Here is a 13,285-nt window from a genome sequence, read left to right on the forward strand (position 1 = left end):
AAAGGATTTATAAGAGAGACTAACAACCCTTATGAGTATAGGATGCATTTGTTTATAGCACCTTTGTCTTATTAATAAACACATCTAAAGATGAATTAAAGATGAATCAAGATAGAATAAGAGACCGCATATTAAGACGTGCTTCACGTATGTGGGGCTATAATGAGAGCGAAACAGAGAACACAAGCTCGCGCCAGCGGGGGTTAGGGAAATTAGCAAATTTGTGAATTAGTAAATGAGAGAATTAGGCGTTAGCGAGGGTGTAAGCTAACGCCTAAAGACTTTTTACTAAGGGTTAAAAATATAGCTTTTTAGTGCTTCTACGTATTGTTCAAAGGCTGAAAGCCCTTGTGGGGTGAGTTGTACTTGGGTGTTGGGATAGTTGTCTTTGAACGTTTTTTTGACACTCACATAGCCTGCGGCTTCTAATTTCTGAATTTGTACCGAAATATTGCCCGATGTGGCTTTGGTAACTTCTTTGATACGGGCAAAATCGGCTTTTTCTTCTGAAACTAATAGCGAAATGATAGCTAAACGCAATTGCGAATGCAAAATGGGATTTAAATCAGCAAACATTACTTCTCTTTTTATATTCGTTATGAAATTGAATACCGGGTACTAAGAACAATAGGGCTGCTAATACTACACATACCAAAGGCAAATAGATTTCATAACTAAATGGTACAAATATAGCTGCATAAATTAACAACAAAGCTACTAAGGATGTGGCTATCCAGAGTTTCATTTTCATTTGCAATGCCATTGCTAAAGCTACAAAAGCAAATGGCAAATAAATGACCAAAATCGCTATTTGAAATTTGCCAAAAGGACTGAAAGGTACTAGAAAAGCAAAAATTGCATTAATGCCTGCTACTGCCCATATCCAATCTAACCAATCGGCGTAATTTTTTTGTGTAGCAACTTTCTTTTCTTTGTACTTGATGATGAGGTTGAGCACAAAACCAAGTGGCATCACTACTCCCCATACCCAACCTGATTGTTTGGGATAATAGTTGGCAATAAGCATTGCAAACTGCACTGTACCTGCAAGCATAATGAGCACACTCCAAAAAATGAGGAAGAAACCATTTTCTTCGTACTTTTGTTTTCGTTGATTGATGACAGATTGAATGATTTTCAAGCTGTCGGCTACTTGTAATTCCATAGTTTTAAAATATTTAATGTTATAAATTCGCTGCAAAGATAAGGTAGTTTATATTATAAACCAAATTTTTAGGGAACTTTTTTTCGTAAAAATTTTAATAGGTTTGGTAATTATCAGATTTTTAGTATCTTTGCAGTGGTAATTGATATGTTCTTTACATTGCAAAAAGGGTATTTAATGAAACTTTAGCAAAGTTATTAATAACTAAAGACTGAGATATGGCAGACGATAAAAAGATTATTTTTTCGATGAATAAGGTAAGTAAAACCTATTCATCTACTAACAAACAAGTTCTTAAAGATATTTACCTGAGTTTCTTTTATGGGGCTAAGATTGGTATATTGGGGCTTAACGGCTCTGGGAAATCTTCATTGCTAAAAATTATAGCGGGGATTGATAAGAACTACCAAGGGGAAGTGGTTTTTGCTCCCAACTACACGGTTGGCTATTTGGAGCAGGAGCCGCAATTGGACGATAATAAGACTGTAATAGAGGTAGTGCGCGAAGGGGCTGCTGAAACGGTAAAACTATTGGAAGAGTTTAACCATATCAACGACCTTTTTGGCTTGGAAGAAAACTATTCTGACCCTGACAAGATGCAAAAGCTGATGGACAAGCAAGCTGAGCTACAGGACAAGATTGACGCTTTGAACGCTTGGGACTTAGACAATCAGCTGGAAGTGGCTATGGATGCCCTCCGCACCCCCGACCCTGATACACCTATCAAAGTGCTTTCGGGAGGGGAACGCCGCCGTGTAGCATTATGTCGCTTGCTCTTGCAACAGCCCGATGTACTGCTCTTGGACGAGCCTACGAACCACCTTGATGCCGAATCGGTATTGTGGTTGGAACAGCACCTACAGCAGTATGCCGGCACGGTGATAGCTGTAACCCACGACCGTTATTTCTTGGATAATGTAGCGGGCTGGATATTGGAGCTTGACCGTGGTGAGGGTATCCCTTGGAAGGGTAACTACTCTTCTTGGCTAGACCAAAAAGCTAAACGCCTTGCCCAAGAACAGAAAACTGAAAGCAAACGCCAAAAGGTATTGGAGCGCGAGCTGGAATGGGTGCGCCAAGGCGCCAAAGGGCGACAAGCGAAGCAAAAAGCACGTTTGCAAAACTACGACCGCTTGCTTAATGAAGACCAAAAGCAATTGGAAGAAAAACTTGAAATATACATTCCTAACGGGCCTCGCTTGGGTACTAATGTAATAGAGGCGCGCCACGTAGCCAAAGCCTTTGGCGATAAGCTATTGTATGACGACCTTAACTTTGTATTGCCACAGGCGGGCATTGTGGGAGTGATAGGTCCTAATGGGGCAGGTAAATCTACCATTTTCCGTATGATTATGGGAGAAGAGCAGCCTGATAGTGGTGAGTTTTTAGTAGGCGAGACGGTAAAAATAGCTTATGTAGACCAATCTCACAAGCAAATAGACCCTGAAAAATCTATTTGGGAGAACTTCTCGGGCGGACAAGACCTTATAATGATGGGGGGCAGGCAGGTGAACTCACGCGCTTACCTAAGTCGTTTTAACTTTGGCGGTAGTGAACAGAACAAAAAAGTGGCGACCCTCTCTGGAGGTGAACGCAACCGCTTGCACCTTGCAATGACCCTAAAAGAAGAAGGCAATGTATTGCTATTGGACGAGCCTACCAACGATTTGGACGTGAATACGCTCCGCGCCTTGGAAGAAGGTTTGGAAAACTTCGCTGGCTGTGCGGTAGTCATCTCGCACGACCGCTGGTTCTTAGACCGTATTTGTACTCACATTTTAGCTTTTGAGGGCGACTCGCAAGTGTATTTCTTTGAAGGTAGCTTCTCGGAATACGAAGAGAACAAGAAAAAACGCCTTGGCAAAGAGGTTACCCCTACAAGAATTAAATATAAGAAATTAGTGAGGTAGTGGGAAGGTAGTGAAATGGCAAAAAAGTATTATGTAGTGTGGGAAGGACACGAAACGGGTGTTTTTAGCTCGTGGGATAAGTGCAAAAAGGCGGTTCACGGTTATCATCAGGCTAAATTTAAGAGTTTTGAGAGCTTGGCGATGGCAGAAAAAGCTTTTGGCGAGAGTTTTGAGCTATACAAAGGCAAGAAAAGTGCCACCTCCCCTACTCTATCAGCTTTGGAATTACAACGTATTGGCAAACCGATACTGCCTTCGATAGCTGTGGATGCTGCTTGTAGTGGTAACCCTGGTGTAATGGAATACAGAGGGGTGGATACGGAAACTAAAGCTGAAATTTTCAGACTCAAACCTCTGAAAGATGGTACTAATAACATAGGTGAGTTTTTGGCTATTGTACACGCCTTAGCTTTTATGGAACAACGGAACTTGAACCTACCGATTTATTCGGATAGCCAAATAGCGATAAACTGGGTGCGGCAAAAAGTGTGTAAAACTAAAGTGCCACAAACCGCCCATAATGAAAAAATCTTTGAGCTGATAGCTCGTGCTGAAAACTGGTTGCACAGCCATAGCTATACGAACCTTATCTTGAAATGGGAAACCCAAGCGTGGGGAGAAAACCCCGCTGACTTTGGACGTAAAGACAAATAATAATGACGGATATTACCCTGAAAGTACAAGCTACCACAAGTACTGATATTATAAAACTTGAAGCTAACAAAGCGTTGGTGAAAGGGAGTTATGAGTTTAAAAACGTGGATGAGGCTAAAAATGCGCCTTTGGCAAAGGAGCTTTTTTACTTGCCTTTTGTAAAGACGGTTTATATATCGAGTAATTTTATTGCATTGAAACGCTTTCCGATAGTGGAATGGAAGGATGTGCAGGAAGAGGTAGCGCAACAGGTACTATTGTATTTACAATCGGGAAGAGAAATACTATTGGGTGAGGCGGGAAAACCAGCTAATGAGGGGGTAACTATCTATACCGAAACTACTCCTAACCCTGCGGTAATGAAATTTGTAGCTAATAAGCGTTTAGTACCTACTATTATAGAGTACAAATCGGCAGAGGAGGCGGAAAAAGCGCCTTTGGCGAAGCTACTTTTTGACAACTATAGCTTTGTAGAAGAGGTATTTTTTGACAATAATTATATTTCGGTTACTAAAAGCGAATCAGCTGATTGGGAAGAGGTTACGGGCAAGCTGCGGGAGTTTATCAGGCAGTATTTGAGTGAGGGAAGGACGCTTATAGACAGTGAAGAGGTGCGCAGGCACCAAGAGGCTGCACAAGCTAAATTACTATCAATGGTAACAACAGATAGCGTATCGCAACAAATAGTGGCTATACTTGATGAATATGTGCGCCCCGCAGTAGCAAGTGATGGAGGGAATATACAATTTATTTCGTATTGTGCCGAAACACATCACGTAGCGGTATTATTGCAAGGAGCGTGTAGTGGCTGTCCGTCATCGGTACAGACGCTCAAAAAGGGTATTGAGGTGATTTTGAAAGATAAATTGGGAAATCCATCTATAAATGTAGAAGCTATTTGATAAAATATTTTTTTATTAAAATATTTTTATTATCTTTGCAGCGTTTTTTTATGAAAAATGGCAATATCACTTATTCAGAAGTATAATGTAGCGGGACCTCGCTATACGAGTTATCCTACAGTTCCTTATTGGGATAACGAGACATTCTCGGTAGCGAAATGGTTGGATAGCTTGGCAAAGTCGTACGGGGAAAGCAATGAAAATGAAGGTATTAGCTTGTATATACACTTGCCTTTCTGTGAAAGTTTATGTACCTTTTGCGGTTGCCACAAACGCATTACCAAGCGGCACGAAATGGAAGCACCTTATATAGATGCGGTACTAAAAGAGTGGCAGTTATATACGGATTTTTTGGCAATACGCCCCATAATAAAAGAAATACACTTGGGCGGTGGAACTCCTACCTTTTTTAAGCCTAGTGAGCTTAAACGACTCATAGAAGGTATTTTGGAGCGTGCTGACAGAGCTACTCATTATGAATTTAGCTTTGAAGGACACCCTAATAATACTTCGGAAGCGCACTTGCAACAGCTTTACGACTTAGGCTTTAGGAGAGTGAGCTATGGTGTACAAGATTATTCGGAAAAGGTACAAAAAGCAATACACCGCTTGCAACCTTTTGAGAATGTAAAACGCGTAACGGAGCAAGCACGTGCAATAGGATACGAATCGGTGAGCCACGACTTGGTATTTGGATTGCCTTTTCAGACATTGGAGGATGTGCTTTTTACAATTGATAAAAGCAATAGTTTGCGTCCTGATCGTATTGCTTTTTACAGCTATGCGCACGTGCCTTGGATAAAGGGTAATGGGCAGCGCGGTTTTAAAGATGAAGATGTGCCTACGGGTGATATAAAGCGACAGCTATACGAGGTGGGCAAACAGCACTTGCTGAAAGTGGGTTATGAGGAAATAGGAATGGATCACTTTGCTTTGCCTACTGATAGTATGTATAAAGCCTTTGAACAGCACCTGTTACACCGCAATTTTATGGGCTATACGGCTTCTAAAACGCAGGTGATGATAGGATTGGGGATGTCGGCAATTAGTGATAGCTGGTATGGTTTTGCTCAAAACGAAAAGGAATTGGATGATTACTATGCGCGAATAGCTGCGAATGAGATACCTGTATGCAAAGGGCATATTTTGAACGAAGAGGATTTAATCATCAGACGGCATATACTGAACTTGATGTGCAACTTTAGCACTTCGTGGAAGGATACTAAACTTGCCTTTGAAGGGGTAGATGAAATAGTAGCGAACTTGAAAGAAATGGAAAATGACGGATTGCTGCATATAACACCACAGCAAATAAATGTTACGGATGCAGGGAAGCCATTTATTAGAAATATTTGTATGGCATTTGATATGCGATTACAGCGCAAAATGCCCGACACAAAAATATTCAGTATGACGGTGTAGTAATACTAAAAAAAATAGTGATTGAGTTTTTTAGTTAGTGATTGAAAAGGGACAGTTGAGAAATTCGTCCCTTTTCTTTTTGTGTATATCAGAAAAAAGTATTATTTTTGCGCCCTGATTAAAATAAGTAAACTAAAAATTAAAATCTATGGGATTTTTGAAAGAATTTAAAGAGTTTGCCGTAAAGGGCAACGTAGTTGATTTGGCAATAGGTGTTATCATTGGTGCGGCTTTTGGAGCTATTGTATCATCATTGGTAGCCGATGTAATTACGCCTTTGTTATTAACTCCTGCACTAAAAGCAGCACAGGTAGACAAATTGGACGCTCTTATTTGGAACGGGGTGGCTTATGGTAAGTTTCTTGCGGCTGTAATCAACTTTGTGTTTGTAGCTTTTGTATTGTTTATGCTTGTAAAAGGTATCAATAAGCTAAAGAAAAAACAAGAGGAAGCACCAGCAGCTCCTGCAGGTCCTACACAAGAAGAGCTATTGGCTGAAATCAGAGATTTATTGAAGAATAAATAAGAAAGACTCGTGTAACCGCTATGCTACACATTTCAAGTTTAACTAAACCACGCTTAACAGCGTGGTATTTTTTTTGTTAAAATGTAATGTTTTCTTTGAAATTAAGGATGCTTTTTTTACTTTTGCCCCAATAATAATTTTTAGCTTATGGAAAAAAATGTAGATTTGAAAAGTATCGTACTGAAATATGGTCTTTTCTTAGGGTTGGCGTCAATAGCGTTTCACGTATTGCAATACGTTACTGATTTGCTATACACTGATGAGTTTGCTGTATCAGCCTTGCTATTGGTTGTATGGGTTGTGATTTCGGCAGCAATTTTGGTAGCGGCACTTGAACAGTACAAAAAAGACAATGGAGGCTTACTTACAGTGGGCGATGGGGCTAAAGTAGGTGTTTTGGCTGGGCTTATAGCTGGGGTGCTATATGGAGGTTATATGCTGTTATATACCAACGTGTTAGACCCTAACTATTACGATAAAGTAGTGGATTTGGCAATGAAACAAATGAATGCTTTTGCGGGGAGTATGTCGGAAGAGCAATTTGAAACAGTTCGTGAGGCTTTGTATCTTAGAAAACCTTCTGATGTAGCTAATTTTATTTCAGCTTTCATAACTTCTATTGTTTGTGGTGTTATTTTAGGGGTTATTATAGGGGCTATTAAAAAGAGTAAACCGATTAGATAATTTCATTGATTATCAGCGTAATAAACTTTTTCAAACTTTGAAATTAACATCCCCCCTTAACACATACTCCACTGCGCCAGCTCGCGGACTTCCTTCAAAAGGGGGGATGTTGAAAAAAACTTTTTAGACAGCCTCTTTTTTATTTATTGGTGTGCCATTGCTTCTTTGATGTGGGGTACTTCGGCTCCTATATCGCCTGCTCCTACTGCTAATAGTAATTTAGGGCGTTTTTGCTGTAATAGAGGTATTAGATCCTCTTTTGTTGTTAAACATTTCTTTGGGGAAGTAATTTTATTTAATAACACCTCGGAGGTAATGCCCTCTATAGGCAGCTCGCGCGCTGGATAAATATCTAATAGGATAACTTCATCAAATTGTGATAAGCTTTTTGCAAAATCATCCATAAAATCGCGAGTGCGAGTGAAAAGATGTGGCTGGAAGATAATTGTTTTGGGGGTGTGGGGATACATTTCGGCTACGGCTTGGTATAAAGCGTTTATCTCGGAAGGATGATGTGCATAATCATCAATAAATACAAAGTCTTTTTCTTTTACAATATACGAAAAGCGCCTTTTCACTCCTTTAAAAGTAGCTAAATGAGGTAGCAACTTCTCGGCATCAAAACCTCCTTTTACTGCCATTGAAACAGCTACAAGCGCATTGAGCAGGTTGTGCCTGCCTGGTTTGGCAAAAGTATAATCGCGATAGATTTTGTCTTGATAATGAAAATCGAAGTGGTAAATGCCGTCTATAACACGGATATTTCTAAAAGTATAATCGGCATCGTCATCTAAGCCGTAAGTTTCGTACTCAAGCCCTTCAATTGTAAGTCCGTTGCGCAATATAAGGCTCCCTCCTTTCTTTATTTTTTTAGCAAATTCGCCAAAACCTTCTATTAAATGAGCCGCATCACCGTAAATATCCAGATGGTCTGCATCCATTGAGGTAATACAAGCAATATTGGGCGATAAGCGCAAGAATGAGCGGTCGAACTCATCGGCTTCTACTACAGTGTAATCACTTCCTTTGATAATGATATTACTATTGAAATTTTCGGCTATTCCTCCTAAAAAGGCACTTACTGAAGTTCCACTTTCTACTAATATATGGGCAAGAATACTACTTGTAGTGGTTTTGCCGTGTGTGCCTGCTACCGCAAAGCAAAAGCTATCATTGGTAACGTGTCCTAATACTTCGGAACGTTTCAGTACTTGGTAACCATTTTGCTGGAAGTAGCATAATTCGCTGTGGTTTTTAGGAATAGCGGGGGTATAGACTACCAATGTATTTTCGGGGTTCTTAAAGGCTATGGGGATAGCATTTACATCGTCTGTAAAATGTACTGCAATACCTTCTTGTATTAAGCTGTCTGTAATTTCGGTAGGGGTACGGTCGTAGCCTGCTACTATTTTTCCTTTCAGCTTAAAATATCGGGCTAATGCAGACATTCCTATACCACCTATACCTACAAAATAAATATTTTCTATCATTGTTATGATTAATTTATGGGATTGTTATTAGAATCGTATTTTTGAGTTTTATTGGTTTTACCATCGGTAATTGTGTAATACTCTAACTGACCATTTTTGTAATAATAATTGCTTATTTTTATTCCTTGTAGTCCTCTACTTTCGCAGTTTTTGAGTGTAATAACTCCTTTTTCGTATATTTCTTTGCAATTACCTTTATCGTTAATGTACCATTTTTCAATAATATTACCCTCGGGGTCGTATTTTACGGCACTTTTGCTTTCAATTAGCTCCATTTTGGGTTTGCCATTTTGATAATATTCTTTGGTTGTTTTTTTGATATGGTCTTCAATCTTACTTATGTTTCCGTTTTTGTGGTAAGTAGTTACCACTTGGTCTGAACCTTCTTTTAAATTTGTATGTATTTCTATTTTTTGGGCTATATTTCCCTCGTGGTTATACACCACTCCCTCTATGAGGTTTCCTTTGAAGATATTTTTTTTGCGCAAGCGTCCTTCGGGGGTAAAGAGGTGAATTTCGGCAAGGCGACCATTATTGAATATGTAGGTAGAGGCTATATTACGTTTTTTATTGAGGTATTTACCTTCGCCTATCAGCAATCCGCCGTTACCTACTTCAAATTCAAATTGATGTTCGTCATTATCAATGATGTATTTACCTTTTTGTAATGAAGCGCGCTTGCTTACGTAGGCTTGTTGCATCATTTCGTTGCTAATATTACCTACATTTCCTTTCTTCATTAGCAATTGCAACTGCTGATATTGCTCATAATTTACATATTCTTTTATTTCGACTATGCCGTGCTTGAATGCATCGCTTTTAGTATCAACATAATAAGAAGGCTTGAGAGTGGTTTGTGCTATTCCTCCCCACGATATTATTGTTGTTATTAAAAATATGAACTTTTTCATAGGCAATTGTTTTTAGGGTTATAAATTTCTAATGCTGGTATGCCAATATGGTATCTACGATTTCTTTGGTAGCATTGGGTTGTGCGAGCAGGCGTATATGGGCTGCTAAGCTGGCTTGTTGTTGCTCGCTGTTGATAAGGTTTGTAAATGTATCGGCAAATAGTGTGCCCAACTCGTTTTCTCGGAGTAAAATTGCGGCTTGTTTATTGGCTATGGCTTGTGCGTTTTTGGTTTGGTGATCTTCAGCCACATTGGGTGAGGGTATGAATATCACGGGTTTACCTACCACACATAGCTCACTAACGGAGCTTGCTCCTGCACGCGAAATAATCACATCGGCTAAGGCGTATGCCCATTCCATATGGTCTATAAAAGCGTGTACTTTCACTTGCTGACTATCGTATTTTTTATATTCATCATAATAAAGCTTGCCGCACTGCCAAAGCACTTGTACGCCTAATTCAGCAAATAGAGGCAGGTGTTCTTCTACAAGCTGGTTGATGCGTCTTGCTCCTAAACTTCCACCAAGTACTAAGATTGTTTTTTTATCGGGGTTTAGAGCGAAGGCTTCTAATGCTTGTGGCAAGTGTTGTTGTACGTGCAAAAGTCCTTCGCGTATAGGGTTGCCTGTTTTTACTATTTTTTCTTTAGGGAAAAACTTCTCCATATCATCATAGGCTACGCATATTTTTTTGGCTTGCTTGGCGAGCATTTTGTTGGTAATTCCTGCGTATGAATTTTGTTCTTGTATGAAAGTAGGAATGCCCATTTGTGCAGCTACTTTTACGACTGCTCCGCTGGCGAATCCTCCTGTGCCTATTACGGCATCTGGACGAAAACGTTTTATAATTTGGCGTGATTTGAGCATACTGCAAATGAACTTGAGGGGGAATAGGAGATTTTGGAAGGTGAGCTTACGCTGAATACCTGCAATCCAAAGACCTTCTATAGGATACCCTGCTTGGGGTACTTTTTGCATTTCCATTCGGTCTTTAGCACCTACGAATAATATTTCGGCTTCTGGGATTCGTTGTTTGAGTTCGTTGGCAATGGCAATGGCAGGGAATATATGTCCGCCAGTACCTCCTCCTGATATAATAAATTTTTTCATATTTAAATTGTTTTTTATAAGTGCGAGCTGCATTTTACTTAAAGTTTTGTAGACGGGGGAAGAATTTTGAATTTTGAATTCTGAATTTTGAATTGGGTTATTATTCTTTTGTTTTTAATTCTATGACGGTAATTTCTGGCCATACGCCTAATCGTCCAGGGAAGGCGTGGTATCCAAAACCTCTATTGACATTGAGGTATTGTCCGTTTTCTTGGTACATACCACCCCAGTGTTTGTAAATGTACTGAGAGGGACTCCAACGCCAGCCTGGTACTTCAATACCGCACTGCATACCGTGCGTATGTCCGCTAAGGGTAAGGGCGATATCTTTGTGCTGTGGCTGCACGATGTCTTCCCAATGAGTAGGGTCGTGGGTCATCAGTATTTTGAAATCATCGGCGGCGATGCCTTGCATTGCTTTGGTGAGGTCGCCGTATTTGGAGAACCTGCCGTGTCCCCAATTTTCAACCCCTATAAGGGCTATACGCTCGCCATTGCGGTGCAAATAGGTGTGGGTATTGAGGAGGAGTTTCCAACCCATTTCTTCTTCTAATTTATGTAATTGTTCTATGTTGGCTTGTTTGGCTTCGGGGGATTCCCAAGATGAATAGTCGCCGTAGTCGTGATTGCCCATAATGGCATAGATGCCGCTGGGTGCGTGTAACTGACTGAAAAGGGATTGCCAAGGCAAGAGTTCTTCGGAGAGGTTGTTCACCAAGTCGCCTGTGAAGAGTATTACATCGCTTTGTTGTGCATTGATGAGCTCTACCCCGTAGCGTATCTTGTCATAATTATCAAAACTACCACAATGAATATCGGATATTTGGGTGATGCGATAGCCATCAAAAGCTTTTGGAAGATTGGGAAAATAGAGTGTATATTTCAGTACTTTGTAGTTGTATTTCCCTTGAAAGATTGCATACAATAGGCTTGCAAAGGGTATGGCTGCTAATCCCCAGCCTAAGGCACTGACGAATTTGCGGCGTGAGGGCATATGGGAAGTATTGCCTCGTTTTTTTGTAAATAGCCACCTCAGCAGTCGGGTTATATCTTCGGCAAAGAGGACTATGCTGGTTACTAAATTGACAATAAACCAAATGAGAAAGGCTGCTACGGCATATTGCTGTGGAGCACTCCAGACGGTCTTGCCTTTGCCAAACCAATGATATGCCATTAGTACAATGATGGCTATGGTGATTGTTGCATAAGTATAGCGCAGCCAGCGGGGTGCTTTGAGCGTTTTGAGGCTCTTGCTGGCGTAGTAAGCTAATAGGAAGTAGAGAACGAAAATGCTTACTAAGAATGTGATGATTTGATAACGTGTCAAAATATAAAAAATAAATTAATCTGCTGCAAAAGTACGAATTATTTTTATTTTTTGTTACCTTTGCGGCAGATTATTAGTGAAAATGAATAAACAAGACTTACAACAGAAGTGGGATACTTTGCCTGAAAACAACCTGATGCGGCTGTGGCAAATGGAGATTGCGGAAGTGGGCGAAGACTACCTTGTGATGACGATGCCTGTAACGGATAAGGTTACGCAAATAGATGGGGTGCTACACGGGGGTGCTACCCTTGCTCTTGCCGAAACAGCAGGGAGTGTGGCTGCTTTCTTATTACACCGAAAACCCAATGAGCAAATACGGGGTATTGAGCTAAGTGCAAACCATTTGCGTTCTGGAAAAATAGGCGACACTCTTTTCGCTACTGCAAAATGCATCAATGCGGGGCGCACGCTACAATTGTGGGAAATCAATATTACAAACCAAGATAACAAACTTATCTCTTATTGTAAATTTACAACTATTAAAATATGACTCAATTCATAAAACTTTACAACGAAAATCCTAACGAAAAGGAGATTGCTAAAATCGTAGAAGTATTGCGCGATGGAGGGCTTATTATCTACCCTACAGATACGGTTTACGGATTAGGTTGCGACATTACAAATACTAAGGCTCTGGAAAAGATTGCTCGCATCAAAGGGGTGAAATTGGAAAAGGCTAATTTTTCATTCGTGTGCTCTAGCTTGAAGAATCTTTCGGATTATGTGAAGCAAATAGACAGTAGTACTTTTAAGCTGCTAAAGCGTGCGCTGCCTGGTCCTTATACTTTTATTATGCAGGGCAATAACAATTTGCCTAAGGATTTTAAGAAGAAAAAAACAGTGGGTATTCGCGTGCCTGATAATGCTATTGCGCAGCTGATTGTGGAGCGGCTGGGCAATCCTATCGTATCTACTTCTATTTACGATGAAGATGATGTTATAGAATACACTACCGACCCTGAACTTATCTATGAGAAGTGGCAAAATAAGGTGGATATTGTTATTGATGGGGGGTATGGTGATAATGTGGCTTCTACGGTTATAGACCTTTCGGGCGATGTGCCTGTGGTGGTGCGTGAGGGCAAAGGGGATATTTCGGTAGTTGGTTAGGAGCAAGATAAAAAAACTTTGGCAAACTTTGAAAGTTTGCCAAAGTGTGTGGTGTAATTGTAATAAAAAT

General features: G+C 40.2%; 15 protein-coding genes. 9 read left to right on the forward strand and 6 right to left on the reverse strand.

The window, feature by feature from the left end; translation table 11 throughout:
* Positions 1-101: 101 nt before the first annotated feature.
* Complete coding sequence (locus HMPREF9075_RS14040) at positions 102-227, forward strand: hypothetical protein (protein ID WP_009416766.1); 126 nt, start codon at positions 102-104, stop codon at positions 225-227.
* A 61-nt stretch (positions 228-288) separates the two neighbouring features.
* On the opposite strand, the gene HMPREF9075_RS11475 is transcribed toward HMPREF9075_RS14040, so the two are convergent.
* Positions 289-576 carry a transcriptional regulator gene (locus tag HMPREF9075_RS11475; protein WP_009416767.1) on the reverse strand — a complete coding sequence of 96 codons (288 nt, stop codon included), beginning with the start codon at positions 574-576 and terminating at the stop codon, positions 289-291.
* Positions 566-1,165 carry a hypothetical protein gene (locus tag HMPREF9075_RS11480; RefSeq protein ID WP_009416768.1) on the reverse strand — a complete coding sequence of 200 codons (600 nt, stop codon included), beginning with the start codon at positions 1,163-1,165 and terminating at the stop codon, positions 566-568. Before HMPREF9075_RS11480 ends, HMPREF9075_RS11475 begins: the two co-directional genes overlap by 11 nt.
* Positions 1,166-1,383: 218 nt before the next feature.
* Here HMPREF9075_RS11480 and ettA point away from each other — a divergent pair, with 218 nt between their 5' ends.
* The 6 genes from ettA (at position 1,384) to HMPREF9075_RS11510 (ending at position 7,263) form a co-directional block, all read left to right on the forward strand.
* Positions 1,384-3,075 (forward strand): energy-dependent translational throttle protein EttA, encoded by a 1,692-nt coding sequence (ettA, locus tag HMPREF9075_RS11485; RefSeq protein ID WP_009416769.1) that lies wholly within the window; start codon positions 1,384-1,386, stop codon positions 3,073-3,075.
* 15 nt (positions 3,076-3,090) lie between these two features.
* Positions 3,091-3,729: a viroplasmin family protein gene (locus HMPREF9075_RS11490; RefSeq protein WP_009416770.1), complete on the forward strand. Its 639-nt coding sequence runs from the start codon at positions 3,091-3,093 to the stop codon at positions 3,727-3,729.
* Between the two features lie 2 nt (positions 3,730-3,731).
* Positions 3,732-4,631, forward strand: coding sequence for a NifU family protein (locus HMPREF9075_RS11495; protein ID WP_009416771.1), 900 nt, complete (start codon positions 3,732-3,734; stop codon positions 4,629-4,631).
* Between the two features lie 57 nt (positions 4,632-4,688).
* The gene (gene hemN / locus HMPREF9075_RS11500) at positions 4,689-6,053 is read left to right on the forward strand and encodes an oxygen-independent coproporphyrinogen III oxidase (protein ID WP_009416772.1); all 1,365 of its coding nucleotides are present in this window, start codon (positions 4,689-4,691) and stop codon (positions 6,051-6,053) included.
* Positions 6,054-6,201: 148 nt separating this feature from the next.
* Complete coding sequence (mscL, locus tag HMPREF9075_RS11505; protein WP_009416773.1) at positions 6,202-6,579, forward strand: large conductance mechanosensitive channel protein MscL; 378 nt, start codon at positions 6,202-6,204, stop codon at positions 6,577-6,579.
* 147 nt (positions 6,580-6,726) lie between these two features.
* Positions 6,727-7,263 (forward strand): DUF4199 domain-containing protein, encoded by a 537-nt coding sequence (locus tag HMPREF9075_RS11510; protein ID WP_009416774.1) that lies wholly within the window; start codon positions 6,727-6,729, stop codon positions 7,261-7,263.
* A gap of 143 nt (positions 7,264-7,406) precedes the next feature.
* Here the strand turns inward: HMPREF9075_RS11510 and murC are convergent, their stop codons facing one another.
* The 4 genes from murC to HMPREF9075_RS11530 all read right to left on the reverse strand — a co-directional run bounded on the left by murC (position 7,407) and on the right by HMPREF9075_RS11530 (position 11,949).
* The gene (gene murC, locus HMPREF9075_RS11515; RefSeq protein WP_009416775.1) at positions 7,407-8,753 is read right to left on the reverse strand and encodes a UDP-N-acetylmuramate--L-alanine ligase; all 1,347 of its coding nucleotides are present in this window, start codon (positions 8,751-8,753) and stop codon (positions 7,407-7,409) included.
* An 8-nt stretch (positions 8,754-8,761) separates the two neighbouring features.
* Positions 8,762-9,664 (reverse strand): hypothetical protein, encoded by a 903-nt coding sequence (locus tag HMPREF9075_RS11520; protein ID WP_009416776.1) that lies wholly within the window; start codon positions 9,662-9,664, stop codon positions 8,762-8,764.
* A 28-nt stretch (positions 9,665-9,692) separates the two neighbouring features.
* Complete coding sequence (gene murG, locus HMPREF9075_RS11525; protein ID WP_034557675.1) at positions 9,693-10,775, reverse strand: undecaprenyldiphospho-muramoylpentapeptide beta-N-acetylglucosaminyltransferase; 1,083 nt, start codon at positions 10,773-10,775, stop codon at positions 9,693-9,695.
* 100 nt (positions 10,776-10,875) lie between these two features.
* Positions 10,876-11,949 carry a metallophosphoesterase gene (locus tag HMPREF9075_RS11530; protein ID WP_009416778.1) on the reverse strand — a complete coding sequence of 358 codons (1,074 nt, stop codon included), beginning with the start codon at positions 11,947-11,949 and terminating at the stop codon, positions 10,876-10,878.
* Between the two features lie 235 nt (positions 11,950-12,184).
* Between HMPREF9075_RS11530 and HMPREF9075_RS11535 the strand changes: the two genes are divergently transcribed.
* Together HMPREF9075_RS11535 and HMPREF9075_RS11540 are read left to right on the forward strand one after the other, a co-directional pair.
* Positions 12,185-12,595 carry a PaaI family thioesterase gene (locus HMPREF9075_RS11535; RefSeq protein ID WP_009416779.1) on the forward strand — a complete coding sequence of 137 codons (411 nt, stop codon included), beginning with the start codon at positions 12,185-12,187 and terminating at the stop codon, positions 12,593-12,595.
* Positions 12,592-13,215: an L-threonylcarbamoyladenylate synthase gene (locus HMPREF9075_RS11540; RefSeq protein ID WP_009416780.1), complete on the forward strand. Its 624-nt coding sequence runs from the start codon at positions 12,592-12,594 to the stop codon at positions 13,213-13,215. The genes HMPREF9075_RS11535 and HMPREF9075_RS11540 overlap by 4 nt, the downstream gene beginning before the upstream one ends.
* Positions 13,216-13,285: the final 70 nt, after the last annotated feature.

The organism is Capnocytophaga sp. oral taxon 332 str. F0381, from assembly GCF_000318275.2.
In the GTDB taxonomy this organism is placed as follows: Bacteria; Bacteroidota; Bacteroidia; order Flavobacteriales; family Flavobacteriaceae; genus Capnocytophaga; species Capnocytophaga bilenii.